Annotated in this window: 28 protein-coding genes; 6 read left to right on the plus strand and 22 right to left on the minus strand. The window is 69.9% G+C overall.

The window, feature by feature from the left end; translation table 11 throughout:
• Positions 1-171: 171 nt before the first annotated feature.
• Both ACFYLW_RS09235 and ACFYLW_RS09240 read left to right on the plus strand, forming a co-directional pair.
• On the plus strand, positions 172-318 hold the full coding sequence (locus ACFYLW_RS09235) for a hypothetical protein (protein WP_313471942.1): 147 nt from the start codon (positions 172-174) through the stop codon (positions 316-318).
• 28 nt (positions 319-346) lie between these two features.
• Positions 347-778: a GreA/GreB family elongation factor gene (locus ACFYLW_RS09240; RefSeq protein WP_312066133.1), complete on the plus strand. Its 432-nt coding sequence runs from the start codon at positions 347-349 to the stop codon at positions 776-778.
• A gap of 197 nt (positions 779-975) precedes the next feature.
• Here ACFYLW_RS09240 and ACFYLW_RS09245 read toward each other — a convergent pair whose 3' ends face one another.
• The 17 genes from ACFYLW_RS09245 to ruvC all read right to left on the minus strand — a co-directional run bounded on the left by ACFYLW_RS09245 (position 976) and on the right by ruvC (position 17,106).
• Positions 976-1,278 carry a transcriptional regulator gene (locus tag ACFYLW_RS09245; RefSeq protein ID WP_312066134.1) on the minus strand — a complete coding sequence of 101 codons (303 nt, stop codon included), beginning with the start codon at positions 1,276-1,278 and terminating at the stop codon, positions 976-978.
• Between the two features lie 4 nt (positions 1,279-1,282).
• Positions 1,283-1,921, minus strand: a complete 639-nt coding sequence (locus tag ACFYLW_RS09250; RefSeq protein ID WP_312066135.1) for a hypothetical protein — start codon at positions 1,919-1,921, stop codon at positions 1,283-1,285.
• A gap of 64 nt (positions 1,922-1,985) precedes the next feature.
• Positions 1,986-3,200: an acyltransferase family protein gene (locus ACFYLW_RS09255; RefSeq protein WP_312066137.1), complete on the minus strand. Its 1,215-nt coding sequence runs from the start codon at positions 3,198-3,200 to the stop codon at positions 1,986-1,988.
• Between the two features lie 279 nt (positions 3,201-3,479).
• Positions 3,480-5,453 carry an ATP-dependent zinc metalloprotease FtsH gene (gene ftsH / locus ACFYLW_RS09260; protein WP_312066139.1) on the minus strand — a complete coding sequence of 658 codons (1,974 nt, stop codon included), beginning with the start codon at positions 5,451-5,453 and terminating at the stop codon, positions 3,480-3,482.
• 42 nt (positions 5,454-5,495) lie between these two features.
• Positions 5,496-6,785 (minus strand): tRNA lysidine(34) synthetase, encoded by a 1,290-nt coding sequence (locus tag ACFYLW_RS09265; protein ID WP_313471941.1) that lies wholly within the window; start codon positions 6,783-6,785, stop codon positions 5,496-5,498.
• A gap of 113 nt (positions 6,786-6,898) precedes the next feature.
• Positions 6,899-7,741, minus strand: a complete 843-nt coding sequence (locus tag ACFYLW_RS09270; protein ID WP_312066158.1) for a tol-pal system protein — start codon at positions 7,739-7,741, stop codon at positions 6,899-6,901.
• Positions 7,742-7,797: 56 nt separating this feature from the next.
• Positions 7,798-8,949: a DUF3667 domain-containing protein gene (locus tag ACFYLW_RS09275; RefSeq protein ID WP_312066156.1), complete on the minus strand. Its 1,152-nt coding sequence runs from the start codon at positions 8,947-8,949 to the stop codon at positions 7,798-7,800.
• A 109-nt stretch (positions 8,950-9,058) separates the two neighbouring features.
• Positions 9,059-9,613 (minus strand): peptidoglycan-associated lipoprotein Pal, encoded by a 555-nt coding sequence (pal, locus tag ACFYLW_RS09280; RefSeq protein WP_292083390.1) that lies wholly within the window; start codon positions 9,611-9,613, stop codon positions 9,059-9,061.
• 152 nt (positions 9,614-9,765) lie between these two features.
• On the minus strand, positions 9,766-11,154 hold the full coding sequence (tolB, locus tag ACFYLW_RS09285; RefSeq protein WP_312066154.1) for a Tol-Pal system beta propeller repeat protein TolB: 1,389 nt from the start codon (positions 11,152-11,154) through the stop codon (positions 9,766-9,768).
• A 169-nt stretch (positions 11,155-11,323) separates the two neighbouring features.
• On the minus strand, positions 11,324-12,190 hold the full coding sequence (locus tag ACFYLW_RS09290) for a hypothetical protein (RefSeq protein WP_313471937.1): 867 nt from the start codon (positions 12,188-12,190) through the stop codon (positions 11,324-11,326).
• A 5-nt stretch (positions 12,191-12,195) separates the two neighbouring features.
• Positions 12,196-12,657 carry an ExbD/TolR family protein gene (locus ACFYLW_RS09295; RefSeq protein ID WP_312066242.1) on the minus strand — a complete coding sequence of 154 codons (462 nt, stop codon included), beginning with the start codon at positions 12,655-12,657 and terminating at the stop codon, positions 12,196-12,198.
• 3 nt (positions 12,658-12,660) lie between these two features.
• Complete coding sequence (gene tolQ, locus ACFYLW_RS09300; protein WP_312066240.1) at positions 12,661-13,413, minus strand: protein TolQ; 753 nt, start codon at positions 13,411-13,413, stop codon at positions 12,661-12,663.
• A gap of 124 nt (positions 13,414-13,537) precedes the next feature.
• Positions 13,538-13,993 carry a tol-pal system-associated acyl-CoA thioesterase gene (ybgC, locus tag ACFYLW_RS09305; RefSeq protein WP_312066238.1) on the minus strand — a complete coding sequence of 152 codons (456 nt, stop codon included), beginning with the start codon at positions 13,991-13,993 and terminating at the stop codon, positions 13,538-13,540.
• Positions 13,994-13,996: 3 nt separating this feature from the next.
• On the minus strand, positions 13,997-14,398 hold the full coding sequence (locus tag ACFYLW_RS09310) for a hypothetical protein (RefSeq protein WP_312066236.1): 402 nt from the start codon (positions 14,396-14,398) through the stop codon (positions 13,997-13,999).
• Positions 14,399-14,629: 231 nt separating this feature from the next.
• Positions 14,630-15,658, minus strand: coding sequence for a Holliday junction branch migration DNA helicase RuvB (gene ruvB, locus ACFYLW_RS09315; RefSeq protein ID WP_312066235.1), 1,029 nt, complete (start codon positions 15,656-15,658; stop codon positions 14,630-14,632).
• 148 nt (positions 15,659-15,806) lie between these two features.
• A complete protein-coding gene (gene ruvA, locus ACFYLW_RS09320) occupies positions 15,807-16,430 on the minus strand; it encodes a Holliday junction branch migration protein RuvA (RefSeq protein ID WP_313471936.1) in 624 nt (207 codons plus the stop codon).
• A 157-nt stretch (positions 16,431-16,587) separates the two neighbouring features.
• Positions 16,588-17,106: a crossover junction endodeoxyribonuclease RuvC gene (ruvC, locus tag ACFYLW_RS09325; RefSeq protein WP_312066131.1), complete on the minus strand. Its 519-nt coding sequence runs from the start codon at positions 17,104-17,106 to the stop codon at positions 16,588-16,590.
• A 94-nt stretch (positions 17,107-17,200) separates the two neighbouring features.
• Here ruvC and ACFYLW_RS09330 point away from each other — a divergent pair, with 94 nt between their 5' ends.
• Positions 17,201-17,614 carry a MarR family winged helix-turn-helix transcriptional regulator gene (locus tag ACFYLW_RS09330; protein WP_312066130.1) on the plus strand — a complete coding sequence of 138 codons (414 nt, stop codon included), beginning with the start codon at positions 17,201-17,203 and terminating at the stop codon, positions 17,612-17,614.
• Positions 17,607-18,842, plus strand: coding sequence for an MFS transporter (locus ACFYLW_RS09335; RefSeq protein WP_312066129.1), 1,236 nt, complete (start codon positions 17,607-17,609; stop codon positions 18,840-18,842). Before ACFYLW_RS09330 ends, ACFYLW_RS09335 begins: the two co-directional genes overlap by 8 nt.
• A gap of 144 nt (positions 18,843-18,986) precedes the next feature.
• On the opposite strand, the gene ACFYLW_RS09340 is transcribed toward ACFYLW_RS09335, so the two are convergent.
• Entirely contained in the window at positions 18,987-19,691 is a 705-nt protein-coding gene (locus ACFYLW_RS09340) for an MgtC/SapB family protein (RefSeq protein ID WP_292085649.1), read from the minus strand.
• Between the two features lie 62 nt (positions 19,692-19,753).
• Entirely contained in the window at positions 19,754-20,452 is a 699-nt protein-coding gene (locus ACFYLW_RS09345) for an MgtC/SapB family protein (protein ID WP_312066128.1), read from the minus strand.
• Between the two features lie 126 nt (positions 20,453-20,578).
• Between ACFYLW_RS09345 and ACFYLW_RS09350 the strand changes: the two genes are divergently transcribed.
• Positions 20,579-21,241, plus strand: a complete 663-nt coding sequence (locus ACFYLW_RS09350) for a hypothetical protein (protein ID WP_312066127.1) — start codon at positions 20,579-20,581, stop codon at positions 21,239-21,241.
• A 19-nt stretch (positions 21,242-21,260) separates the two neighbouring features.
• Here ACFYLW_RS09350 and ACFYLW_RS09355 read toward each other — a convergent pair whose 3' ends face one another.
• Positions 21,261-22,034 carry a YebC/PmpR family DNA-binding transcriptional regulator gene (locus ACFYLW_RS09355; RefSeq protein WP_292085645.1) on the minus strand — a complete coding sequence of 258 codons (774 nt, stop codon included), beginning with the start codon at positions 22,032-22,034 and terminating at the stop codon, positions 21,261-21,263.
• A gap of 122 nt (positions 22,035-22,156) precedes the next feature.
• Here ACFYLW_RS09355 and ACFYLW_RS09360 point away from each other — a divergent pair, with 122 nt between their 5' ends.
• Positions 22,157-22,366, plus strand: coding sequence for a hypothetical protein (locus ACFYLW_RS09360; protein ID WP_207825389.1), 210 nt, complete (start codon positions 22,157-22,159; stop codon positions 22,364-22,366).
• 194 nt (positions 22,367-22,560) lie between these two features.
• Here ACFYLW_RS09360 and ACFYLW_RS09365 read toward each other — a convergent pair whose 3' ends face one another.
• Positions 22,561-23,403, minus strand: coding sequence for a ribokinase (locus ACFYLW_RS09365; RefSeq protein ID WP_313471935.1), 843 nt, complete (start codon positions 23,401-23,403; stop codon positions 22,561-22,563).
• Positions 23,400-24,335: a nucleoside hydrolase gene (locus ACFYLW_RS09370; RefSeq protein WP_313471934.1), complete on the minus strand. Its 936-nt coding sequence runs from the start codon at positions 24,333-24,335 to the stop codon at positions 23,400-23,402. The genes ACFYLW_RS09365 and ACFYLW_RS09370 overlap by 4 nt, the downstream gene beginning before the upstream one ends.
• Positions 24,336-24,366 lie beyond the last annotated feature (31 nt).

The following is a 24,366-nucleotide window of genomic DNA, read 5'->3' on the forward strand; positions in this document are numbered from 1 at the left end:
TCAGCCAGGCTCGACGCCTCACCCACGCGGGTCGCCGCGTCGAAGGCATCTAACCCGTAGCGGCCAGCCTGCGCTGTCGCCCGCTACGGGGCGCGTCGCTTCGCTTTCTTCCCTAGTCTTCAACCCATCAGGATCGCGTTCGCCTCACCGGCGCCCGTGAGCACGCCTGCCATGACCCACCGTCAAGACGATCCCGTCGCGCCCCCGCGCGGCGCCGACATCCTGCCCTTCCCCGGCCGCCGCCCTGCGCCGACCCCGACGCCCGCGCCTGCGCCCCCGGCGGACGACGGCGACGACGACGGCCCCTCGGCCGCCTGATTTTTTCCACTCAACATCGAGACCCGACATGACCACCGCCAAACCCCGCGGCCGCCCTCCGGCCCTGCCCGCCATCCTCCTCAGCCGCGCGGACTTCGACGCCCTGGACCGTCTGGTCGGCGACCTGCCCGGCACAGGCCCCGCCGGCCTGCTGCAACAGGAACTGGACCGCGCCGAGGTCTGCGACGACGCCGACATGCCGCGCGACGTGGTCGGCCTGAACCGCTGGCTGCACTATGCCGACGACCGCCACCCCGAGGTGCGCCGCGTCCAGCTGGTCCTGCCGCGCGAGGCCGACATCGACGCCGGCCGCGTCTCCATCCTGTCGCACGTCGGCGCCGGCCTCATCGGCCTGAAAGAAGGCCAGTCCATCGTATGGCCCGACCCCTCGGGCGAAACCCGCAAGCTGACCCCGATCCTGATCGAGGACGAGGACCCCATAGAGGCCGTCGCCCACTGAAAGGCCCTGCGCCGCTAACCCCCTTCTCCCCCTGTGGGAGAAGGTGGGCGCCGGAGGCGCTCGGATGAGGGGTGTCGGCGCAGCGGCTGACCGTCGATCAATCCCGTGTGCTGCGGACTTCGTCGGGTAGGCGGCGCTCGCATCCCTCATCCGTCAGGCCCGCCTGCCACCTTCTCCCTCAAGGGGAGAAGGGAAGCCTACTTCCGCCCGATCAACCCGCCCAGGGCGTCCAGATAGGCGGCGAACGCCGCCCGCCCCTGCGGCGTGATGGCGATGCGCGTCAGGGGCTTGTTGTTCACGAAGCTCTTGCTGATGGCGACATAGCCCGCCTCTTCCAGCTTCTTCAGGTGGACCGACAGATTGCCCTGGGTCGCCTCCAGCACCGTCTTCAGCTCGGTGAAGTCCGCCGCCTCGACGTCGGCCAGATAGACCATGATCCCCAGCCGCATGCGGCCGTGGATGACCTCGTCGATCCGTCCAAAGTCGTCGGCCAGCCCCATGGCGTCAGGCGGCCTTGGCGCCCGCGCGGGCGTCCCGGAACAGGGCCCAGCCCGGCAGGGCGAACAGCAGGAACAGGGCCACGGTGCAGACGCCCAGATAGGCCACCGGCTGACGCACCAGCACGCCCAGGGCCACCGCCGTCACCCACCCGCCCAGCGACACCGCCAGCATCCAACCCTTCTTCTTCAGCACCCAGGCCACATACCAGGCCGCCGCCTGCAGGGCGAAGACGATGGCGGCGTAATAGAGCCAGACGGCGAAATCCTGATCCCGCACCGCCCCCACGCCGAAGACGATGATCACGGCGGCGTTGGCCATGCCGGTGGCGCTGAAGGCGGCCGAGGTCACCCGCGTCGCCAGCGGCCCCCGGTTGGACGTCCCGGCCTTGCGGTCCTTCAGAATGGCCCAGGTCAGGACCGCCAGAAAGGCCACGGTTATGCCGACGACGAAGATCAGATTGGCCAGGTCGGGCCAACGGATCAGGCCGACCACCTGGCCGACGTGGAACAGGCACTGCAGGCCGTACAGCAGCCCCCCCGCCAGATAACAGACGGCCAGGGTCATCGGCGGTCGCCCATTGCCCTCCACGATCGAGCGCATGAAGGCGAGGTCGGCTTCGGGCGTGCGGGACTTGTCGGTCATCGGGTGATTCCTGGCGCGACGCGGCTGCCCCCTTCGGATGGACGCAGCCGCCAAGGTTGGCAAGCTATTCGGCGGCGAGCGGGACGCCGACGCGGGTCCGGCGCCACGGCACGCGCCGCCCGTTCAGCCAGCGCCCCATGAAGCCGTGGCGCACCATCAGCTCATAGCTGGCCAGCGACACGGCCATGACCCCGACCCCGACGATCGCCAGCTTGACCGGCCAGACCAGCGGCCAGTCCTTCACCACCACCTGGGCCGCCATCACCAGCGGCAGATGGAGGATGTAGATCCAGTAAGAGGCGTCGGCCAGATAGCGCCGCAGCACGCTGTGGCCCGACCAGAACCTCAGCGCCAGACCGACCACCGCGAACACCGAGGCATAGGTCGCCACGCCGAAGGCCGCCGCCGTCATGGCCTTGGCCGCCGGGTCGGTCATCGGCGTCAGGATCGGCGTCGGCCCGCCCGACAGCATCAGGGCCGTCGTCCCCGCGCCCAGGGCCAGCCCCAGCCAGACCGGGGCCCAGACCTCCATCCGCTTCAGCAGGTCGCGCCGACGGTCCAGCAGCACGCCTACGCCGAAGGCCAGACCGAAGCCGATCAGGGCCGAGGTCTCGGGAACCAGTCCCGCATCCGGCGTCGGAACGCCGAAGAAGGCGATCCAGTTCGGCTCGAACCACAGAGAGACCGCCAGCGGCGCGCCCAGAATGAAAGGCCCCCACGGCGTGATCAGTCCACCAGCCAGCCGGTCCAGCCCTCGTCCGAGACGCCCAGCCCGATCCAGTCGGGCGACGACGGCCTGCCCGATCACCAGGGCGGCGTAGAACCACAGCAGCACCCACAGGAACCACAGATGGGTCAGGGGGATATTGGTCCAGTCATAGGTCGGCGGCGGCGGGGCGTCGGCCGCCGTCAGCCCCAACAGCGAAGCGTTCCAGATCAGCACCGCCACAATCCCCGCCAGCACCGGCCCCCAGAAGGCCGCCAGCGGCCCGGCGATGCGGATCAGCCGGTCCTTGATAAAGCCGGCCCTACCGCGTCGCTTCAGCATCATGTGGCCGAACAGCCCCGCGATCAGGAAGAAGCTGCCCATGCGGAACAGGTGGATGACGAAGAAGAGCCCGCTGGCCCAGACCGACTTCTGGTCGTCGGCCACGATCCAGATCTGCGCGGGAAAGAAGGACAGGGTCGCGTGCAGCACCACCCCCAGCAGCAGGGCGGCGCCCCGCAGCCCGTCGAGGCCGTGAAGGCGCTCGATTTGATCGAATTGGGATGCCGTCATGGCGTCCTCCTGTTTCGGATAACGCCATATTTCACAGACTAGTCTAAATTACAAACTAGTCTGTTTGAAAACTTTCCGCTCATCCCTTCGGAGGCGGGGACCCAGTGAGAGCTTCGGACGCCGAGTTGGGGTAGCGGCGCCTTGTTCGGCCAACGGGGGGCGCTGGAGGCCAGGGCACAGGATCCCCGCCTCCGCGGGGATGAGCGGGCGAGGAGGGACGCACGAAAAAGGGGCGAGCCACGCGGCCCGCCCCTCATCCTTTTCAGCCCGTCCGAACGATCAGACGGTCGGCACGCTCGTCGTCGGCGCGGCGGCGGGCTCCGACGGCTTGGCCGTCTCGACCTCGACGCCGTCCGAGACCGGCGTCACCGGCACCGAGACCGAGGGTCCGGCCACGGTGTCGTTGGCCTCGTCGCGGTTCGGGGCGACGCCCTTCTCCAGCAGGTCGCGGATCTCGTCGCCCGACAGGGTCTCGTACTCCAGCAGGGCCTGGGACAGCTTCTCGTGGTCCTCGGCCTTGTCAGTCAGGATGCGGCGCGCCTCGTCCCAGCCCTCGGTGACGATGCGGCGGACCTCCTCGTCGATGATCCGGGCGGTCTCTTCGGAGACGTTCTGGCTGCGCGACACCGAGTGGCCCAAGAAGACCTCGCCCTGGTTCTCGCCATAGGCCACGGTGCCCAGCCGCTCGGAGAAGCCCCAACGCGTGACCATGGCCCGCGCCAGCTTCGTCGCCTGTTCGATGTCCGAACTGGCGCCCGAGGTGATGCTCTCAGGACCGAAGATCAGCTCCTCGGCGACCCGTCCGCCCGCCATGATGGCGATGCGGTCGATCATCTGCTGGAACTTCATGGAATAGCGGTCGCCTTCCGGCAACTGCATCACCATGCCCAGGGCCTGACCGCGCGGGACGATGGTGGCCTTGTGCACCGGGTCCGCCATCTTGACGTTGATGGCGACGATGGCGTGACCGGCCTCGTGATAGGCGGTCAGACGACGCTCTTCGTCGTTCATGGCCATGGACTTCCGTTCGGAGCCCATCATGACCTTGTCCTTGGCGTCCTCGAAGTCGCGGTGCGTCACCATGCGACGGTCCTTGCGGGCCGCCATCAGGGCCGCCTCATTGACCAGATTGGCCAGGTCCGCGCCCGAGAAGCCCGGCGTGCCGCGCGCCAGGGTCTTGACGTTCACGTCAGCGGCCAGGGGCACGTCCTTCATGTGGACGCGCAGGATGCGCTCGCGACCCGAAACGTCGGGGTTGGGCACCACGACCTGACGGTCGAAGCGGCCGGGACGCAGCAGGGCCGGATCCAGCACGTCGGGACGGTTGGTCGCCGCGATCAGGATGATGTTCTCGGACGCCTCGAAGCCGTCCATCTCGACCAGCAGTTGGTTCAGCGTCTGCTCGCGCTCGTCGTTGCCGCCGCCGAGGCCCGCGCCACGGTGACGACCCACGGCGTCGATTTCATCGATGAAGATGATGCAGGGGGCGTTCTTCTTGGCCTGCTCGAACATGTCGCGCACGCGGCTGGCGCCGACGCCGACGAACATCTCGACGAAGTCCGAACCCGAGATCGAGAAGAAGGGCACGCCCGCCTCGCCCGCCACCGCGCGCGCCAGCAGGGTCTTGCCGGTGCCCGGAGGGCCGACCAGCAGAGCGCCCTTGGGGATCTTGCCGCCCAGACGCTGGAACTTGCCCGGGTCCTTCAGGAAGTCGACGACCTCCTGCAGCTCGTCCTTGGCCTCGTCCACGCCGGCGACGTCGTCAAAGGTCTTGCGGCCCTTGTGCTCGGTCAGCAGCTTGGCCTTGGACTTGCCGAAGCCCATGGCGCCCTTTGCCCCGCCCTGCATCCGGTTCATGATGAAGAACCAGAAGGCGATGATCAGGGCCACCGGAAGCAGCAGGCCCAGCAGGCCCGACCACCAGGGCTGGCGCGTGCTCTTCACGTCCACGGCGGCGCCGGCGGCCTGCATCTTGTCGACCAGGTCGATGTTGGGCAGGGGCGTGACGGTCGTGAACTTGCTGTCGTTCTTGTACACGCCCGTGACGGTGTCGCCGCGTACGGTCGCCGTCTTGATCTCCTGGCCGTTGATGGCGGTGATCAGCTGCGAATAGGTGATGGCCTGGGGCCGCGCCGCCGCCGCGCCCTGGGCGCCCGGCATGGCGGGCGTGCCGCCGTTCTGGCTGATCGCGGCATAGACCGCCACCAGACCCAGAAGGATCACGCCCCAGATGGCGAAATTACGCAGGTTCATTCGGTCCTCGGTTCCTCGACGCGCGCCGGGGCGCTCCGTCGATCAGCAGTCTTTCCAGGAAAATAGGTCAGTCGGCGGCGTTTCGCCATGCATGGGGTGAAAGAGGCCGGCTTCCTGCGTCGTTTCGCCCAAGGCCAGGCTGAGACGCCGCGCGCCCAGGGCCCGCACCGTCGCCCCGCGCCATGCCAGAATCGGGCCGTCTCCATCGTCCCGAACCAGAACGGGCAAGGCGCCGCGCGCCGCCGCCGGGAGCCCCCCAAGAATGCGCCGATCCGCCTCGGCCAACAGCGCCAACCGCCCGGCCGCCGCCTCGACCCGCCAGCCGCCTTCTCTGGCCGTGATCTCGAAGCGCCCGTCCCAGACGGCCGGAACGCCGGGCGCCAGCGCCACAGGCGCAGGCGGGCGCCGCTTCATCTCCCCCGGCTCGCGCATCAGAAGCACGGTCGCGCCCTCCGCCTCGACCCGCGCCCCCGACAGGCCCGCGACGAAATCCTCGCCCGCCGCCAGCCGCGCCTTCAACGCCGCCAGCCTCTCCCCGCGCGGCGGAACCGCCCCGCCCCCCGCGCACAGCAGGACCGCCGCCAGAGTGGAGCCGGACACGTCGCGGGGGATGTGCAGCACGCCTGCCCAGACGAACGGACCAAGCTCGCAGTCCCGGATCTCATTCTCTCCGTCACCCTCGGGCTTGTCCCGAGGGTCCAGAAACATCCCCCTGGATGCTGATCCGTCGCCGCATGATCCTTCGTCGTCGAGTGTCTGGATCCCCGGCACAGGGCCGGGGATGACGCTGGAAAGGGCGACGGCCGGAACGCCCGCCAGCGCCGCCCGCGCCCGGCTGCGTCCGAACCGCTCATCGGCATTGGCCGGATCCTCGATCCAACCCTGCCCCCGCGCCCGCAGATCGTCCCGCAGCGCCTCGCGCCGCTCATCCAGCAGGGGCCGCAGCAGCATCAGCCCGCGCCCCTGCGGCCAGACCGGCGACGGAGACCACTCGCGCAACCTGCCGATCGTCGAGCCCCTCGCCCGCATCCAGTCGGCCTCGGCCACGTCGTCCAGCGTGTGGGCCAGCAACACGACCCGCGCCCCCGCCGCCCGCGCCGCCTCGGCGATCAGCCCATGCCGCGCCGCCCGCGCCCGCGCCGTCAGGCCCGGCCCGACGACGGGCGCATCCCAGCTCAAGGCGCGCCAATCGGCCCCGACCGCGCGAGCGGCCTCGCCCGCGAACCGGGTCCAGTCCGCGCTTGCAGGATTGAGATGGTGATCCACCGTCAGGGCCAGCAGCCGCCGCCCGCGCGCCCTGGCCCAATCGGCGGCCAGATGCAGCAGGGCCATGGAGTCGCCCCCGCCCGACAGGGCGACCGCGACCGGCTCGTCCCGCTCCGCGTCCAGCCGCGCGTCCAGCCGGGCTAAGACCCGGCCGGTCAGGCTGTCGGCGTCGTCTGGGCTCAGTTGCAGTTCGCCCGCGTGCGCAATTGCGTGGCGCGGGTCTTCTGCGCCGCCGTGGCCGTGTCGGCGTAGCGGCGGGTGAACTCGTTCAGGGCGCCGCAGGCCTGTGTGGCCCGGTCGGTGGCGCGCAGGGCCTCGGCCAGCTTCAGCGTCGTTTCCGGCGCCCAGGGCGTGCGCGGCCAGCCGTTCAGGGCGGCCGCGTAGGCGGGCACGGCGGCGGCGTTGTCGCGCGCGGCGACGTGCAGGTCGCCCAGACGGCTGCTGGCCTCACGCGACTGCGGCGTATTGGGCCAGGTGACGATGACCGTCTCCAGCGCCCGCTGCCCGCGCACGCCGTCGGTGCCCAGCAGGCGCAGCGCCGCCGTCAGGTCCTGGGCCGCGTCGCCGGTGGGCGAGTTGGCGACGATCGGCCCGTTCAGCTCGGCCTGCTCCTCGGCCGCCTTTTCGGCGCGCTCGACCCGGCCTTCCAGATCGCGCAGGCGACGGCTCAGGGCGGCGTTGTCGCGCGTCGCCTCGTCCAATTGGAAGGTCAGGCGCTCGCTGTCGGCGTTCATCCGCTGGAAGGTCTGCTCCACGTCGGCCAGCCGGCGGTCCATGATCTGCAGCTGGCCCTGCATGGCCACGACCTCGGGATCAGGCTCGACCAGCACGGGCTGACCGGCGGCGTTCCTCTGGGTCAGGGCGCGCTCCAGACGGCGGACATTGCGGTCCAGCTGGTCAAGACGGCGCTTGTCCCACTGGACCGGCTCCATCGGCGCGACCTGGGCCACGACCGCGCCCCCGATCAGGGTCAGGCCGATGGCCGTCAGGGCGGCGGATTTGGAAAAAGGCAGCTTCAGCATGTCTCAAGTCGTCCCATCGATTTGCGGCGCTCGCAAGGCCGGGTTCGAGGCAAAGGTCAGTGGCCGAGGCCCAGATAGATGATCGAGACGATGAACAGGGTCGCCGCGATCTCGCAGAAGATCAGCAGGGCGATCGTCCGCCACAGAGTCGAGAAGATCTTCAGGCTGTAGGCGCCCTTCAGCTGGGCGAACATGTGCACCGGCACGATCAGGCTGGCCACAAGTCCCACGGCGGGCCCCGCCCCCTTGATGGTCGTGGCCAGCACCACCACCGCCATCAGCAGCAGCGACATGAAGGTCAGCGAATAGAGGACGAAGACCCCGTGATCGTACAGGGTGAAGCCCCGCTTCCACAGGAACATCAGGGCCACGAAGGGGATCGACAAGGGCACCAGCAGGAAGGCGAACTTGTAGACGGTCTGCTGCAGCTTGTAGAGCGCCAGGTCCGGGTTCTTCAGCTTCTTGGCCACGGTCTTGGTCAGGCCGTTGACCTCGCCGTCCTGGCCCACGTCGGCGGCCAGATCGGCCACCTGCGCCTGCCAGCTCCCGGGCGTCAGGCCGTCCTTGCGGCCCTCGACGGCATCATGCTCCAGCCGTTCCAGCTTGGCCTTCTCGCTGATCACCCCGGCCTGGGCGGCGGCCAGAACCCCGGCGGCGACCCCGGCCCGCGCCCCGCTGTTGGGCGCAGGCGGCGAACCGTCGGCGGGCTCCATCGCCGCCGTGGCCTCATCGACCTCCTTCTGGGCGGCGGCGACGACCACCTCGGCCTCGGCGATCGCCTCGCGCTGGGCGGCGATCTGCTCCGGCAGGCCCTGCAGCTTCACCTCCGAATGCGGCATGAAGCTGAGCGCGAAGAACATCACGAACAGGGTGAACAGGAACATGGCCAGGGGTGAGACGTAGCGCGTGCGCCGACCCTGCACCCACTCGCGCGTCAGCCGCCCCGGATTGAGGATCAGCAGCGGCAGGGTCCGCCAGAAGCGGCCGTCGAAATGCATGACCCCGTGCAGCAGTTCTTCGCCCAGATGCAGCAGGGTGCGGTGCACATGGGCCGCCTGACCGCAGTTGGAGCAGAAGTTGCCGCTGACCTCGGCCCCGCAGTCGGCGCAGCTCGTGTGATGCTCGCCCGCCTTGCCGGTCGGCTTTTCGATGGCCCCCGCGATGATGCCGCCCGTCATGGCGCCGCCCGCTGCTTCCAGATCAATCACTCAACTTCCCCCCGGATTCGGCGCGGACTTTGATCCGCTACGCCCTCAAAGAAAAGAGGCGCCGGCTGCAAAGCCGACGCCTCCCTTCATTCTGTCGCTTCCGCGGTGTTTAGCGCGGGGCGCCCGACACGATGGCGGTGTGGGCGTTGCGGTTCTGAGCCCAGGCGCCTTCGTTCGAACCCTCGGCGATCGGACGCTCCTTGCCGAAGCTGATGGTGTCGATGCGGCCGGCGGGGACGCCGCGCTGGATCAGATAGGTGCGGACGGCCTCGGCGCGACGGGCGCCCAGGGCCAGGTTGTATTCACGCGTGCCGCGTTCGTCGGCGTTGCCTTCGATGCGGACCGTGACCTGCGGATAGCGCTGCAGCCAGGCGGCCTGGGCGTCCAGACGCGGCTGGGCTTCCGGGCGCACCGAGTAGGAGTCCAGATCGAAATAGACGCGGTCGCCGACGTTGACGACGAAGTCCTGCTCCGAGCCCGGCATGGCGGCGCCGACGTTGCCGCCGGTGACGGGGCCGGTCGGGGCGGTCGGGTATTGCGGGCCGGTCGGCTGGGCCGGGGTCGTCGGCACGGCCGGTTCAACCTTGGGCTTGGGCGCGCAGGCGGCCAGGGCGGCGACGGCGGCGCTGACAGTCGCCAGCTTGATCAGGGTCGAGGTGTTCATCGGGTCGTCTCCTTGGTTCGGTCTGAGGACGGCGGCCTCAAGCTTGGCTGTTGTTGCGGTCAGCTAGACTGCGGCGCCGCGTCGCGCCAGACGCGATAACGCACAGTTTATGGGAATGGCTCCGCTCGTGATCGCACGAAGCCGTAAACGGATCAGGCAGGGCAGGAATCCGGCCCCTGCCCGATGCCCAGGCTGGCCGGCGGGGCGTCCAGCAGCCCCGACCAGGCCGGGTCCGATCCGCGTCCGTCATAGCCGGCTTGCGCCACCACGCGGCCCGACAGGTCGACGGTCCACAGACGGGTGTCGCCGCCCGGGCTCTGGCGCGCAAAGGCGATGTATCGGCCGTTCGGCGCCCAGGACGGGCCTTCCTCGAAATAGCTGGACGACAGGATGCGCTCGCCCGTCCCGTCCGACTTCATCACGCCGATGTGGAAACGTCCGCCCGACTGCTTGGTGAAGGCGATCATGTCGCCGCGCGGGCTCCACGCCGGGGCCGTATAGATGCCGCCGCCGCGTGAGATCGGCCGCTGGCCCGACCCGTCGGCCCGCATGGTGTAGAGGCGCGCCGAACCCGAACGGTCCGAGGTGAAGACGATCTGGTTGCCGTCCGGGCTGAACGACGGCGAGGTGTCGATGCCGGGGTCGCTGGTCAGGCGCGACAGCTGGCGCGTGCGCAGGTTCATCACATAGACGTCGGTGTTGCCGCCCCGGATGATCGAGAAGGCCATCTTGGTCCCGTCGTTCGAGAAGCGCGGCGCCAGCACCTGACCGTCGAACTCGCCCAGGCTTTCGCGGCGGCCGGTCGACAGGTTGTACAGATAGATGCGGCTGTAGTCCTTGCCGAGCGCCACATAGGTGACCTCGTCCGGGTTGGACGCCGAGAAGCGCGGCGACATGATGATCTCGTCGCCCTGGGTCAGGAAGACGGGGTTGTAGCCGTCCTGATCGACGATGGTCAGACGCGACAGCTTGTTCAGCTGGGTGCCGCTCTCGGACACGAACAGGACGCGCGAGTCAAAGAAGCCCGCCTCGCCCGTCATGCGCTGATAGATGACGTCCGAAATCTTGTGCGCGATCCGGCGCCACTGCTCCGAGGTGGCGGTGAACTGATAGCTGACCAGCTGGCACTGGCGGTACGGGTCGTACAGGCGGAAGCCGACATCCACCCGCCCGTCGGCGCGCGGCGTCACCCCGCCGTACAGCACCGCCTGCGCCCCGATCGAGGTCCACTGCGGGAAGTTGGGCGCATTGGCCAGGGTCAGCCCGGTCTCGATGAAGCTGGCCGGGTTCAGCGGATCGAAGAAGCCCGACCGCTTCAGGTTGCCGCTGATGACGTTCGAAATCTGCGGCCCGTTCTGGCCGGTGAAGGGCACGACGGCGATCTGCAGCGGACGCAGCACGCCTTCATTCACCACTACGTCCTGCATAGGCGCGGAGGAAGGCGTCGCCTGAGGCTGCGTCTGCGCTGACGCGGGCTGAACCATCGCCGGGGCCGCCATCACGACCGCCGCGGCCGAGGCGAGGAGAAGGTGCAGACGCATGAATGGCTCCAGAGTTAGACGGCTCGTCGGTCCTTATCGCCAGACCGTATGACAAAAACCAGCTTGTGAAAGACAAGCTTGCCCCGGAATGGGGCGACTTTCAGACTTTGGCGTCGCCCCAGCTCAATCCTCCCCCGCTACGCAGGGGAGGATCGCTGAACCTGACATTTTACCGACCGCCGCACTGACGCGCGGTTTCAAACCGGAACGGCACGTCCTGAGCTTGGAAACCGGCGGGGACCGTGAACGGCGACGTCGCCCGCAGCGCCCGCAACATGGCTTCCGAAGCCGCCCGCCAGGTCGGATCGCTGCGCGTGTCCTGCAGGCGCGGCGAGCCGATGATGTCCCCGTCGGCGCTCAGCCGCACGGTGACGCGGATCACCAGATCATCCATCCCCGGCATGTCGCAGTTCAGATTCCAGTTAGGCGTCACTTGGGCGCCCAAGGCGGCCAGTTGCGGCCCCGTCGCCTGACTGGCCTGACCCGCGCCCTGCTGGCCCGTGGCCGGACGGCCCCGGTTCGGCGTCGGGCGCGGCGGGCCGGCCAGGGCGTCCAGGTCCAGACCGGGCGCGGGCTTGGCCGGCGCCGGGCGAGCCGGTGCGGGCGGTGTCGGACGCGCAGGCGCGGGCGGGGTGGGCCGTGCAGGCGCCGGCGGGGTCGGAGCCGGGCGCGGCGGCGTGGGGCGCGGGGTCGGCGTCGGGCGCGGCGCGGGGGCCTTTTCCGGCGGCTTGGGCGTGGGACGCGGCGGCACAGGGGTCGGACGCGGCGCAGGCGGCGGCGGGGTCGGCGTCGGCTCCGGCGGGACCGGTTCCGGCGGCGTCTCGACCGGCGCGGTGGCCCCGTCCTCGGGCGATGGCTCCGGCTGCGGGTTGTCGGCGGGCGCGGCGGCGATCTCGATGTCCGAGACGATCGACACCGGCACCGAGTTCACCAGCGGCTTGGGCTCGTCCTTCGACGACCACGAGACAAGGGCGAGCGCCACCACGCCGGCGTGCAGCGCGAGCGATCCGACAATGGCGGGACTGGGTCGACGCAAAGCCGTCAGCCCTCCGTCGTCTCGTCAGCGGCGGTGTCGGTGATCAGGTTCAGCTTGGTGAAGCCCGAGGCCGACAGGCGCGCCATGACGCGGGCCACGGCCTGATAGGGGGCCCGGCCGTCGGCGCGGATGAAGACCGCCTTGTCGCGCGCCTTGTCGCCGCCCTCTTCGGCCACGCGGATCGCCAGGTTCTCCCAGCGGACCTCGCCCTCGCCGATGAAGATGGCCCCGTTCTGATCGATCGAGACCGTGATCGGCTTGTCGGTCGTCTCGACCGCGCTGGCCTCGGTCTTGGGCAGCTCCACCGGCACCCCGACGGTCAGCAGGGGCGCCGAGATCATGAAGATGATCAGCAGCACCAGCATGACGTCGACCAGCGGCGTGACGTTGATTTCGCTCAGCGGCCGCTTGCGCGCGCGGCGCCGACCACGCCCGCCGCTGGAGCCGCCTGCTCCTCCCATCGCCATGGATCAGACGCCCCGACGCAGGTTCAGGTCAGCCGACGGCGGCGGGGGCGGCGGCGGAGCCGAGGGCGCGCCCAGACGGCGGGCGATGGCCGACTGCAGGTCGTCGGCGAAGGCTTCCAGACGCCCGGTGAACTTGCCCGCCGACACCGAGAAGGCGTTGAAGGCGATATAGGCCGGGATGGCCGCCGCTAGACCGATGGCCGTGGCGAACAGGGCCTCGGCGATGGCCGGCGCCACCGTCGTCAGATTGGTGTTGCCCGCCGCCGCGATGCTGTCGAAGGCGTTCATGATGCCCCAGACCGTGCCGAACAGGCCGATAAAGGGCGAGGCGGTGGCCACCACCGACAGGACGCCCAGACCGTTCTCGATCTTCTGGCTCTCGCGGGCGATGACCGAATCCAGCGCCCGGTCGATGCGGGCGATCAGCATATTGCCCTGCGTGTCCGTCATGGCCCCGCGCGAACGCGCCTCGCGCCAGTCCTGCAGGGTCAGCACCAGCATGCGCGGCAGGGGGTCGGCGGGCTGGGCGCCGGCCTGAGCCGCCACGTCTTCCAGCGACCGGCCGCTCTCGACCTGCTTTTCGAACTCGCTGGCGCGGGCGTTCATGCGGGCGAAGCGCACGCCCTTGTCGATGATGATGGTCCAGGACCAGACCGAGGCCGCGGCCAGGCCGACCATCACGGTCTTCACCACCCAGTCGGCGGTCATGAACAGCTCGATGGGATTCAGCAGCGAGGCGTCGACTGGGGCGGTCATGCGGGGTCCTTGGGTGGGTCCGGTGTCGTCCGACCTTATCGAGCGGGCGGACGTGGCGGTTTCATGGCGGCGGGTCTAGCCGTCGTCGGCTCCTGCGTCACGGGGGGCCGATCTGACAACCTCGTTATTGCGAGGCTTCCCCCGTCAGCCACGGCCCCACCAACGCCACCAACCGCTTCGTCGGTCGCCGCGGCCGCCCGTCCAGATGGATGCAGACCGCCGTCACATCGGCCCGGCACAGCGCCTCGCCGTCGCGCTCGACCGTCTGGCGGATGATCAGGCGCGGCCCCTTGATGGCCTCATAGCGGGTCCGCACCACCAGGGCGTCGTCGATCCGCGCGGGCCTGGCGTAACGGATGTTCAGCTCGGCCACGACAAAGGCCAGAGGCTCGTCCTGCTCCAGCAGTTCGGCATGGCCGACGCCCGCCAGCCGCAGGAAGTCCGACCGCCCCCGCTCGAAATAGCGCACATAATTGGCGTGATAGACCAGACCGGTGAAGTCGGTGTCCTCGTAATAGACCCGCACCGGCAGCAGGTGATCCAGTCCGTCGAAACGGCCGGCGGTCGGTTGGTCGGTCATCGGTCAGCCCCGGGCGGAAGTCGTGACCGAGGCCTTAGCCGTCGGAGCAGCTGCGTTGAAGCCCGGACAGAACTCGGCCTTCATGTCGGCGAACTCGGCGCCCAGGGGCTCGTCCCCCATCAGGATGCGGTTGGGCCGCGAGACGAAGGCCACGGCCTGCCTTTGCCCGGCGATCCCGGCGTAGCCGCAGACCGCCCGGCGCTTGCCGTTTTCCAGATAGCGCACCTCGGCGGTCGGCCCCATCTGCGTCCTGACCTGGGTCAGGGCCCGCTCTGCGGGCGTCGCCTGCGTCGGCCCGAAGCGCGCGCCCTGGCCCACAGCGAACAGGCTCAGAGCGCCGAGCAGCAGCACGGCCGCACCCAGCACGGCGATCTTCTGGTCCGTCCCGATCCCGCCTCGCGCCATCACCCGTCTCCCTTCGCCGTAGAGCATGGCCGGGTTTGATGCGGCGGTGAAGCCCTTTTGCGAATCATTTGCGCCTCACCCTTCTCCCCTTGTGGGAGAAGGTGGCAGGCGAAGCCTGACGGATGAGGGGTGCGAAGACCCTGGCTGAAGGCTTCCCATACACCCTTGCGCCGACACCCCTCATCCGGCCCTGACGGGCCACCTTCTCCCTCAAGGGGAGAAGGAAGGCGGCTACTTCCCGAACAGGTCCGGCGGCGGCGCGGGCTGAACCTGGGGCGCCGTCAGCCCCAGATGCTCATAGGCCTTGGCGCAGGCCACGCGGCCGCGCGGGGTGCGCATGATGAAGCCCTGTTGCAGCAGATAGGGCTCGATCACGTCCTCGACCGCGTCGCGCGCCTCGGCGATCGCCGCCGCCAAAGTGTCCATGCCCACCGGCCCGCCGCCATAATTCTCGATCAGGGCCTTGAGGAAGCGCCGGTCCAGACTGTCCAGCCCCTGCTCGTCGACCTCCAGCCGCGCCAAGGCCCGAGCCGCCGCCAGCCGGTCGATCGCGCCGCCCTCAGCGTCGGCGAAATCCCGCACCCGGCGCAGCAGGCGCCCGGCGATACGCGGCGTGCCCCGCGCCCGGCGCGCGATCTCCATCGCTCCGTCCTCGGTGATGGCCGCGCCCATCTTCCTCGCCGCCCCCCGGATCACCGCCGTCAATTCCTCGGGCGAATAGAACTCAAGCCTGAGCGGAATCCCGAACCGGTCCCGCAAAGGCGTGGCCAGCAGCCCGGCCCGCGTCGTCGCCCCCACCAGCGTAAAGGGCGCCAGATCGATGCGCACGCTGCGCGCCGACGGCCCCTCGCCGATGATCAGGTCCAGCACATGGTCCTCCATCGCCGGATAGAGGATCTCCTCGACCTGCGGGGCCATGCGGTGAATCTCGTCGATGAACAGGACGTCGCGCGGCTCCAGATTGGTCAGGATGGCCGCCAGATCCCCCGCCTTGGCCAGGATCGGCCCCGAGGTGGCGCGGAAGCCCACGCCCAGTTCCCGCGACACGATCTGCGCCAGCGTCGTCTTGCCCAGGCCCGGAGGCCCGAACAGCAAGACGTGATCCAGCGCCTCGGATCGCCCGCGCGCCGCGTCGATGAAGACCTTCAGATTGCCCTTGGCCGCCGACTGGCCGACGAACTCGGACAGGGTCTGCGGCCGCAGAGCGCGGTCATGCTGCTCGCCCGGCTCGGCGTCGGCGGTCACCAGACGCTCGCTCATGATTGACCGCTCATCCCCGCGGAGGCGGGGACCCAGGTTTGAACGACACGACGCACGGCTACAGTCATCGCGCCTTCATAGCCGACGCAGCATTCCATAGCCAAAGCACTGGGTCCCCGCCTCCGCGGGGATGAGCGGATATGAGAAGTCACCGCCCCAGCTCCTGCAGCGCCGCGCGGATCACCGCCGACAGTTCGGCCTCATCCCCCAGCCGGATCAGCGCCTGATCCACGGCCCGGCGCGCATTGATTTCGGCTATGCCCAGGCCCAACAGGGCCGCGACCGCCTCGCCCGTCACGCTCGGCGGCGGCGGGGCGGCGGCGACGTCGGCGTGAACGCCCGGCGCGACTGGCGCGAAATGCCCGTCCCCCAGGGCCTTGCCCTTCAGTTCAGTGACGATGCGCAGGGCCAGCTTGGGGCCCACCATGTTGGCGCGCGCCACCGCCGCCTTGTCCTCGCGCGCCACGGCCGAGGCCAGTTCGCCCGGCGGCAGGACGTCCAGCACGGCCAGCGCCGCCTTTGGCCCCACGCCCTGAATGGCCAGCAGCAGGGTGAAGGCTCGCCGCTCGTCGCGCGACAGGAAGCCGTAGAGACGCGGCCCCGCGTCCTCGCTCCACTGGCTGTGAATATAGAGGGTCGTCTCGTCGCCCGGCGCCGGCAGCCGCCCCAGGGTCCGCGCCCCGCAGGCCGCCACATAGCCCACCCCGCCGCAGTCGATCAGGCACTCCACCTCCCCGACCTCGGCCAGCACGCCTCTCAGACGCCCGATCATGCTTTGATCCTCCCCTGCGCAGCGGGGGAGGGGGACCATCCGCAGGATGGTGGAGGGGGCGACTTCAAACGCAGCATGGGGGGCTCGCCCCCTCCACCACTTCGTGGTCCCCCTCCCCCATACGCTTCGCTATGGGGGAGGATCGCAGAAATCACGATCATGCCGCGCCCCTCAGGCTCGCACTCAAACTCAAACTCCGCCGATGGTGGGCGTGGGTGATCGCCACCGCCAGGGCGTCCGCCGCGTCCGCCTTCACCTCGCCGGCCGCCGGCAACAGCCGCTTGATCATGAAGGCCACCTGGCTCTTGTCCGCCTGGCCGGCGCCCACCACGGCCTTCTTGACCAGGCTGGGGGCGTACTCCGCCACGCTCAGGCCCGCTCTTGCCGGGGCCAGCATGACCGCCGCCCGCGCATGGCCCAGCTTCAGCGTCGAGGCCCCGTTCATGTTGACGAAGACCTCCTCGATCGCCGCTTCATCACAGGAATAGGCGGCGCAGATCGACCCCACCTCCTCCAGCAGCTGCAGCAGACGCTCCGGGAAGGGCGCCTTCTCGGCGGGCGCCACCACCCCGTGCGCGATCCAGCGCAGGCGGCTGCCCTCGCTTTCGATCACGCCCCAGCCGGTGCGGCGCAGGCCGGGATCCAGCCCCAGGATGCGAGTCGTTTCGTTCGCCATCCGTTCCTATTGCCCCAAAGAGGGTTAGCGAACAATGACCGCGCGCCGCGCCTTTCGTATTGCATATGCAACGATCACGTGCTTTGCATATGCAATGGATGTCGCCTCCCCCTGCATCTGCGGCCGCGTGCGCCGCGCCTCGCGCACCCTGTCGCGCCTCTATGACGAGGCGCTGACGGACGTCGGACTGAACATCAACCAGTTCGCCGTGCTGCGGACCCTCGCCCGCCTTGGTCCCTCGCGTCTGGTCGACCTGGCCGAGGCCACCCTGCATGAAAAAAGCGCCCTGTGGCGCACCCTGCAGCCGCTGATCCGTCAGGGCTGGGTCGTCGCCGAGACCGAGCCCGGCGCACGCGGCCAGACCCTCGGCCTGACCCCGGAGGGCGTCCAGAAGCTGGCCGACGCCCTGCCGCACTGGACCACAGCCCAGACCCGCGTCGCCGCCCTGCTCGGCCCGCGCGAAGCGGCCCTGATCGACCTGTTGAGTGAGCTGGAAGCCCATGCCTGACGCCGCCTCCCCGGCCCCCGCCTCCGGCCTGTCGCGCCGCGCCTGGATCATGATCCTGACCGGCGCCGTCATCGTCACCCTGTCCATGGGCGTGCGTCAGTCCTTCGGCCTCTTCCTGCGTCCCGTCGGGCTGGATCTGGAGATCGACCGCCAGACCTTCGGCCTGATCATCGCCGCCCAGAACCTGCTGTTCGGCCTGATCCAGCCCTTCGTCGGGGCCTGGGCCGACAAGCATGGCGCGGGCAAGGTCGCGGTCGGCGGCGCTCTGGTCTATCTGGCCGGTCTGGCCGTGGCGGCCACCGCCGCCGACGCCCTGGGTCTGATGCTGGGCTTCGGCGCCCTGGTCGGCCTGTCCATGGCGGGCGTCACCTTCGTGGTGGTTCTGGGCGCCGTCGGCCGCGCCGTCCCGCCCGAGAAGCGCACCCTGGCCTTCGGCATTGTCACCGCCGGCGGCTCCTTCGGCCAGTTCCTCGTGGTCCCGGCGGCGCAGGGCCTGCTCGACGCGCTCGACTGGCGCCTCACCCTGTTCGTGATGGCGGGTCTGGTCGCCCTGATCATTCCTCTGGCGCTCGGCCTGGCGGGCAAGCCTCCGGCCCCGACCGCCCGCGACGGCCTGCCGCTGAAGGCCGCGCTGAAGGAGGCCCTGACCAATCCCAGCTACGCCCTGCTCAACCTCGGCTTCTTCGTCTGCGGCTTCCACGTCGCCTTCGTCGGCACCCACCTGCCCGCCTACCTGCGCGACATGGGCCTGTCGGGCGGGGTCGGCGCGGCCTCCCTGGCCCTGATCGGCCTGTTCAACATCGCCGGTTCATGGCTGTGGGGCGCCTGGGGCTCCAAGAGGTCGAAGAAGGGCCTGCTGACCCTGCTCTACGCCCTGCGCGCCGTGGCCATCGCCGTCTTCCTGCTGGTTCCGTTGTCCCCGGCCAGCGCCCTGATCTTCGCGGCGACCTTCGGCTTCCTGTGGCTGGGCACAGTGCCCCTGACCAATGGTCTGGTGGCCCAGATCTTCGGCGTGCGCCACCTGTCGGCCCTCGCCGGCATCGTCTTCCTCAGCCATCAGGTCGGGGCGTTTCTGGGCGCCTGGCTGGCGGGCGTGGCCTTCGACCTGACCGGCTCCTACACGGCGATCTGGACCCTCTCCATCGGCCTGGCCGTCATGGCCGCCCTGGCCAATGTCCCGGTGCGCGAGGCCCCGGTCGTGCGCCCTGAAACGGTCCCCGCCGAATGAGCCGCCGCCTCGCCATCGGCGTCGGCCTTATCGCGCTCGCGGCCCTGGGCGGCTGGCTGTGGAGCCGTCACGGCCTCGCCGTCTGGCTCGACGCCGCCATCGCCTTCTGCATGTAGAGCGCCAGTCGGCGCCCTAGTCGTTCCATTAGTCGTCCCTGGGCATGACCGAGAACCCCGCCAGCCCGCCCTGCTGCGCCAGCCGCGCCGACAGGTCGTCGACCCGCAGGGGCATGGGCCCGCGCGCCTTGATGTGGTGTTCGTGAATCTGGCCGTCGTGGCTGACCACATGGCCGACGCGCACCGGCTTCAGCCCGCTGTCGGCCAGCAGGCCGCGCAGGGTCGCCTCGCCCGGCGCCGACCCGCGCGCCCAGCGCAAGGTCACGTCCACCACGCCCACGTGCGGCAGGCGAGCGTCGAGGAACCTCAGGATGGCCAGCACCAGCAGGGTCGCCCCCCCGGCGATCAGACCCAGGTCCCACATGCCGATGCCGAACATCACCCCGACCGCCGAGGTGGTCCACAGCGAGGCCGCCGTGGTCAGGCCGTGCACCGAAAAGCCCTCGCGGAAGATGACCCCGGCGCACAGAAAGCCGATCCCCGTCAGGATGCCGTGCGACATCCGGGTCGGGTCGATCACCAGCCTCTGGTCCGGCAGGGCGACAAAGGCCCAGGTCGCCTGATGCATGGCCGCCAGCATCAGGACGCAGGAGGTCATGCAGACCAGGATATGGGTGCGGAACCCGGCCGGATGTCCGTGATAGGTCCGCTCGATCCCGATCAGGCCGCCCGCGACCATGGCCGCCGCCACCGGCCCGATCAGGCCCCAGTCCAATACTCCGGCCACCGTCATGTCCGCCCCTCAAGCTGCGCAGGACCGCTCACCGTGGACCGCGCCGCGTCCTGCCGCAAGGGTCAGTCGTCGCGGGGATCCAGCACGTATTCCGTCACGCCCGGCAGGGCGCACAGCCGGGTCGCCAGCGCTTTCAGCTCAACCTCGCTCCCCGCCTTGATCCGCCAGCTGCGGCGCACAACCTCGCCCCGCTCGATCAGTTCAAACCGGTCATGATGCGGCGTGGGATCAATGGCCTTCAGCGCGGCCTCGACCTCGCGCTCGGGTGAAGGCCCGTCGCGGCGCCAGCGCACCTCCACGTCCGTCAGCACCCGCGCCGGCAACCGCACGCTGACCAGCCGCAGCCCCACCAGGATCAGCCCCGTCGTCACCGTCCCGACCACGCCCAGGGTGAACAGCCCCGCCCCGAACAGCAGGCCGATGGCCGAGGTGATCCACAGACTCGCCGCCGTGGTCAGGCCATGGATCGAAAAGCCGGTGCGGAAGATCACGCCCGCGCACAGGAAACCGATGCCGGTCAGCACCCCGTGCGCCATCCGCGTCGGGTCCGTGACGATGTTCTCGTCCGGCAGGGCGCGAAACGCCCAGTCCGCCTGCCCCATGGCCGCCAGCATCAGCAGGGCCGAGGCCAAACTGACCAGGATGTGGGTGCGGAACCCCGCCGCCCGACCGCGCCACTCGCGCTCGAACCCGATGATCCCGCCCGCCACGACGGCGCCCAGGATGGGCAGGGCGAAACTCTCGATCTCGGACAGGTTCATCCCACGGCAACGGTCGGCCGCGTCGCCTGTTCCTCGGGGCGGTCAGCCACTGACCCGGCTCCGCTTGCCCCGGTCCGTCATCGAGCGCATCCTTCCTCGATCAGCGATCGCCGAAAGGAAGCCGCCATGCGCGCCGCCCTGTTCGTAGCCTCTCTCGCCGGCCTGCCCTGCCTCATGACGACGCCCGCCGCCGCGCAGGAGACGCAGGATCAGTTCATGGCCCGCTGCACCCAGATTCTGGCCGAAACCGCCAACATGGCCAGCTACGCCGAGGGCGCCTGCGCCCAACAATGGCCCAAGGTCACCCGCGCCAATCAGATGGTGGACGCCATCCTGTCGGTCTTCGTCGCCGGCACGCCTTCGGCGCTCGACCCCGCCGACGTGCAGCGCCGCGCCTCCATGGTCCGCTGGACCTCGCCGTCGCAGGGCCGGCTGGCGGACCTGAACGTCGAGACCACGCGCACGCCTACGACGCAGATCATCTTCAAATGGTCGGCGACGGGCGAACCCGTGCCCTTCGATCCGGTCGAGGCCCTGCGGGTGCGCGGGGCCAGCGTCGATCCGATCGGCTGCTACGCCTTCGGCGCGGGCGAGAGCAACAGCGTCTGGCGCGTCGAGGCGCCGCGCCACGCGCCCTTCGCCCTGACAGTCTACAATCGCGAAGCGCCCACGGCCTCGGCCATGTCCCACATCACCGTCAGCGCCGACGCCGAGCGCAACATCCCGACGCTCGGCGACCTCAGGGCCGCCGAGCCGGATCCGGACTGGATGGAGACCTGCCCCCGCTAGGCGGCAGAATCAGGAGCGATCAGCCCGCGTACTTGGCCGCGTCTTCGTCCGAGATGTCTTCGTTGGAATAGACCGACGACACGTCGTCCTCGGCGTCCAGGGCGTCCAGCAGCTTGAACAGGGTGCCGACGGCCTCGCCAGTGACCGGCACTTCCGACTGCGGCTTCCAGACGATGGCGGTCGACTTCGGGTCGCCCAGCACCTTGGACATGGCCTCGGCCACCTCGTTCAGGTCCTCATAGGCGGTCCAGATGACGTGGCCCGGCGCGTCCTCATAGATGTCCGGCTTGACCAGGTCGCTCTCGACGTCCGAGGCGCCGGCCTCGATGGCGGCCTCCATCACGGCGTCCTCGGTACCGGCTTCGGCGGGATAGGTGATCTTGCCCACCTTGTCCCACATGAAGGCGACCGAGTTCATCTCGCCCAGGGCGCCGCCGTTCTTCTTGAAGGCCGTGCCGATGTTCGAGGCCGCGCGGTTGCGGTTGTCGGTCAGGGCCTCGACGATGATGCCGACGCCGCCGGGGCCCCGGCCCTCGTAGCGGACCTCTTCCATCGTGTCGGCGTCGCCGCCGGCGGCCTTGTTGATGGCGCGCTGGATGACGTCCTTGGGCAGGCTTTCGGCCTTGGCGTTGTTGACCGCCAGACGCAGGCGCGGGTTCAGGGCCGGATCGGGCATGCCCGACTTGGCGGCCACGGTGATGTCGCGCGACAGTTTGGAGAACAGCTTGGAGCGCTGCGCATCGGCGCGCCCCTTGCGGTGCATGATGTTCTTGAATTTCGAGTGGCCGGCCATGAATCTCGCTGCCAGATTTCTGAAACGTGAGGCGCGCCCTTTACTGGATGTGCGATCCTCTGTCACGACTGGGAACCGCCCGACCGCGCCGGGGATTTAGCGCAGGCAATAAGGAGACGCCTATGGCCGCCGCCGACGAAACCTATCTGGACGACGCCTATGACGAGGGCCTCGACCACGCCCACGCCGGCGAGATCGTCGAATGGTACGCCAAGCGCCCGGTCACCGTCTCCACCGCCGCCGCCACCGGCTCCCTGGTCGCCGCCTTCGCCCTGGGCGCCCTGACCGCCGTCGGAACCCTCTTCCTGCTGCGCCAGTACGACGAACGCTAGGCGCCAAGCCCTGTGGATCCTCCCCCGTTCACGGGGGAGGGGGACCGCCGCAGGCGGTGGAGGGGGCGAACGCATCCCCCCTCCTTTAAACTCCACGCAGATCAACGCCGGCGTTCAAACCGCGACGCGCGATCTCGCCCCCTCCACCATCCTTCGGATGGTCCTCACTCCCCCGCTTCGCAGGGGAGGATGGGTTAAGCCAACAACCCCTCGACCTCTTCGCGCGTGCCCAGCGACGGCTGCGCCCCCGGCCTCGTCGCGGCCAGAGCCCCCGCCGCGCAGGCGAAGTGCAGGGCGGCATCCGGCGTCATCCCGTCCAGCAGGGCCACGGTGATGGCGCCGACGAAGGCGTCGCCCGCCCCGGTCGCGTCCACCGCTTCGACACGCGGCGGCGTGGCCCAGGCCATCTCGACGCCGCGCCGATACATGACCGCCCCGCGCGCCCCCTTGGTCACCGCCACCAGACCGCCGCCGACGTGCAGGGCCTCGCCATAGAAGGCCGCCTCCGTCTCATTGACCACGATCAGATCGGCCCGCCTCAGCAGGGCCTCCGACACCGGGGCGGCGGGCGCCAGGTTGGCGCAGACGAAGTCCGTGGCCCGGCCCACCGCCGCCTCGACCGTCTCGATCGGCAGCTCCAGCTGGACGATCAGCGGCGTCTCGATCCGTGACGGCAGCTGTTCCGGTGTGACGAAGTGGTTGGCACCGGCGGCGACCACGATCTGGTTCTCTCCGCCCGGATCGACCGCGATCAGGGCCACCCCCGTCGGCGCCGCGATGTCCGTCTCGACCCCGGACAGGTCCACCCCGTGCGCCAGCATCAGGGCCACGGCCGCGCCCGACATCTCATCCTCACCGACCCGCCCGATCAGGCTGACCTCGACCCCCAGCCGCCGCGCCGCCAGGGCCTGATTGGCGCCCTTGCCGCCCGCATGGCGCGCCAGCGTCGCCCCCGTCACCGTCTCCCCCGGCGCGGGCAGACTGGGCGCGGACGCCACCATGTCCAGATTGATCGATCCGACGACAGTGATCCTCATTGCCCTGCTCCCAGTCGCTCCGCGATCAGGGCGAAAACCCCGTCCGCATCCGCCCTTGTCGCCCAGAAATGCCTGGCCGTCGCCGCGTCGACGCGGAACTCGACCGCCGTATGGCCGCGCGTCAGATCGCTCTCAGTCTCCACGTCGATCCGGCACGGCGCCAGCTCGAACAGCTCCGGCTTCAACAGCCAGGCCACGGTGCAGGGGTCGTGCAGCGGCCCGGCGTCCCAGCCGACGATCTCGCGCTCGGTCCGCTGCGAGAAGCGCAGCATCCCCGCCGCCGTCCGCCCCGAGGCCGTGTCCACCGCCTCGATCATCCTGATGCGCGCCTCGGTCGAGCGCACCTGATGGGTGGCGTCCAGCCCCAGAACGATCATCCGGCAGCCGGACGCGAAGACCTCCGCCGCCGCGTCCGGGTCGGCCCAGATGTTGAACTCGGCGCTGGCGGTGATGTTGCCGCCTTCCGCGCGCGCCCCGCCCATGACCACCACCGTCCCCAGATGGTCCGCCAGCCTGGGCTCCGCCCGCATGGCCAGGGCCAGGTTGGTCATCGGCCCCATGACGATCAGGGCCACGCTGTCCGCAGGCCGCTCCATCACCAGCCTTGCGATGGCCTCCGCCGCCGCCCCCTCGGCCGTCGGCGCGGCGGGCTCGAACGGCGCCAGATCGCCCAGCCCCTCGGCCCCGTGGAACTCGCCCGCCCCCGCCGGCTCGCGCCTCAGCGGCCGCTCGGCCCCGGCGTGGACGGGCACATCTTCACGCCCCGCGATCTGACGCAGGATGCGGGCGTTGCGCGCCGTCTTTTCGGCGCTGACGTTGCCCCCCACCGTGGTCACGGCCAGCAGGTCGAGGTCATGGGAGGCGAAGGCGGTCAGCAACCCCGTGGCGTCGTCGACGCCGGGATCGCAATCAATGATGAGAGACTGTTTCACCGCCCTTCCCTGCCCCGACCGGCCGAGCGCC

Origin of the sequence: Brevundimonas sp. NPDC007368 (assembly GCF_042869015.1) — a bacterium.
Classification (GTDB): Bacteria; Pseudomonadota; Alphaproteobacteria; order Caulobacterales; family Caulobacteraceae; genus Brevundimonas.

Coding starts and splice junctions, on each gene's coding strand:
- ybgC (WP_312066238.1), bottom strand. CDS start 13,993: ATGACCGACCAACCGACCGCCGGCCGTTTCGACGGACTGGATCACCTG.
- ACFYLW_RS09250 (WP_312066135.1), bottom strand. CDS start 1,921: ATGACCGACAAGTCCCGCACGCCCGAAGCCGACCTCGCCTTCATGCGC.
- ACFYLW_RS09345 (WP_312066128.1), bottom strand. CDS start 20,452: ATGAACCTGTCCGAGATCGAGAGTTTCGCCCTGCCCATCCTGGGCGCC.
- ACFYLW_RS09350 (WP_312066127.1), top strand. CDS start 20,579: ATGCGCGCCGCCCTGTTCGTAGCCTCTCTCGCCGGCCTGCCCTGCCTC.
- ACFYLW_RS09330 (WP_312066130.1), top strand. CDS start 17,201: ATGGATGTCGCCTCCCCCTGCATCTGCGGCCGCGTGCGCCGCGCCTCG.
- ACFYLW_RS09365 (WP_313471935.1), bottom strand. CDS start 23,403: ATGAGGATCACTGTCGTCGGATCGATCAATCTGGACATGGTGGCGTCC.
- ACFYLW_RS09295 (WP_312066242.1), bottom strand. CDS start 12,657: ATGGCGATGGGAGGAGCAGGCGGCTCCAGCGGCGGGCGTGGTCGGCGC.
- ACFYLW_RS09255 (WP_312066137.1), bottom strand. CDS start 3,200: ATGACGGCATCCCAATTCGATCAAATCGAGCGCCTTCACGGCCTCGAC.
- tolQ (WP_312066240.1), bottom strand. CDS start 13,413: ATGACCGCCCCAGTCGACGCCTCGCTGCTGAATCCCATCGAGCTGTTC.
- ACFYLW_RS09360 (WP_207825389.1), top strand. CDS start 22,157: ATGGCCGCCGCCGACGAAACCTATCTGGACGACGCCTATGACGAGGGC.
- ACFYLW_RS09335 (WP_312066129.1), top strand. CDS start 17,607: ATGCCTGACGCCGCCTCCCCGGCCCCCGCCTCCGGCCTGTCGCGCCGC.
- ACFYLW_RS09265 (WP_313471941.1), bottom strand. CDS start 6,785: ATGGCCCTGCTGCATCTGGCCGCCGATTGGGCCAGGGCGCGCGGGCGG.
- ruvA (WP_313471936.1), bottom strand. CDS start 16,430: ATGATCGGGCGTCTGAGAGGCGTGCTGGCCGAGGTCGGGGAGGTGGAG.
- ACFYLW_RS09240 (WP_312066133.1), top strand. CDS start 347: ATGACCACCGCCAAACCCCGCGGCCGCCCTCCGGCCCTGCCCGCCATC.
- tolB (WP_312066154.1), bottom strand. CDS start 11,154: ATGCGTCTGCACCTTCTCCTCGCCTCGGCCGCGGCGGTCGTGATGGCG.
- ACFYLW_RS09235 (WP_313471942.1), top strand. CDS start 172: ATGACCCACCGTCAAGACGATCCCGTCGCGCCCCCGCGCGGCGCCGAC.
- ftsH (WP_312066139.1), bottom strand. CDS start 5,453: ATGAACCTGCGTAATTTCGCCATCTGGGGCGTGATCCTTCTGGGTCTG.
- ACFYLW_RS09310 (WP_312066236.1), bottom strand. CDS start 14,398: ATGGCGCGAGGCGGGATCGGGACGGACCAGAAGATCGCCGTGCTGGGT.
- ruvC (WP_312066131.1), bottom strand. CDS start 17,106: ATGGCGAACGAAACGACTCGCATCCTGGGGCTGGATCCCGGCCTGCGC.
- ACFYLW_RS09245 (WP_312066134.1), bottom strand. CDS start 1,278: ATGGGGCTGGCCGACGACTTTGGACGGATCGACGAGGTCATCCACGGC.
- ACFYLW_RS09340 (WP_292085649.1), bottom strand. CDS start 19,691: ATGACGGTGGCCGGAGTATTGGACTGGGGCCTGATCGGGCCGGTGGCG.
- ruvB (WP_312066235.1), bottom strand. CDS start 15,658: ATGAGCGAGCGTCTGGTGACCGCCGACGCCGAGCCGGGCGAGCAGCAT.
- ACFYLW_RS09270 (WP_312066158.1), bottom strand. CDS start 7,741: ATGCTGAAGCTGCCTTTTTCCAAATCCGCCGCCCTGACGGCCATCGGC.
- ACFYLW_RS09355 (WP_292085645.1), bottom strand. CDS start 22,034: ATGGCCGGCCACTCGAAATTCAAGAACATCATGCACCGCAAGGGGCGC.
- pal (WP_292083390.1), bottom strand. CDS start 9,613: ATGAACACCTCGACCCTGATCAAGCTGGCGACTGTCAGCGCCGCCGTC.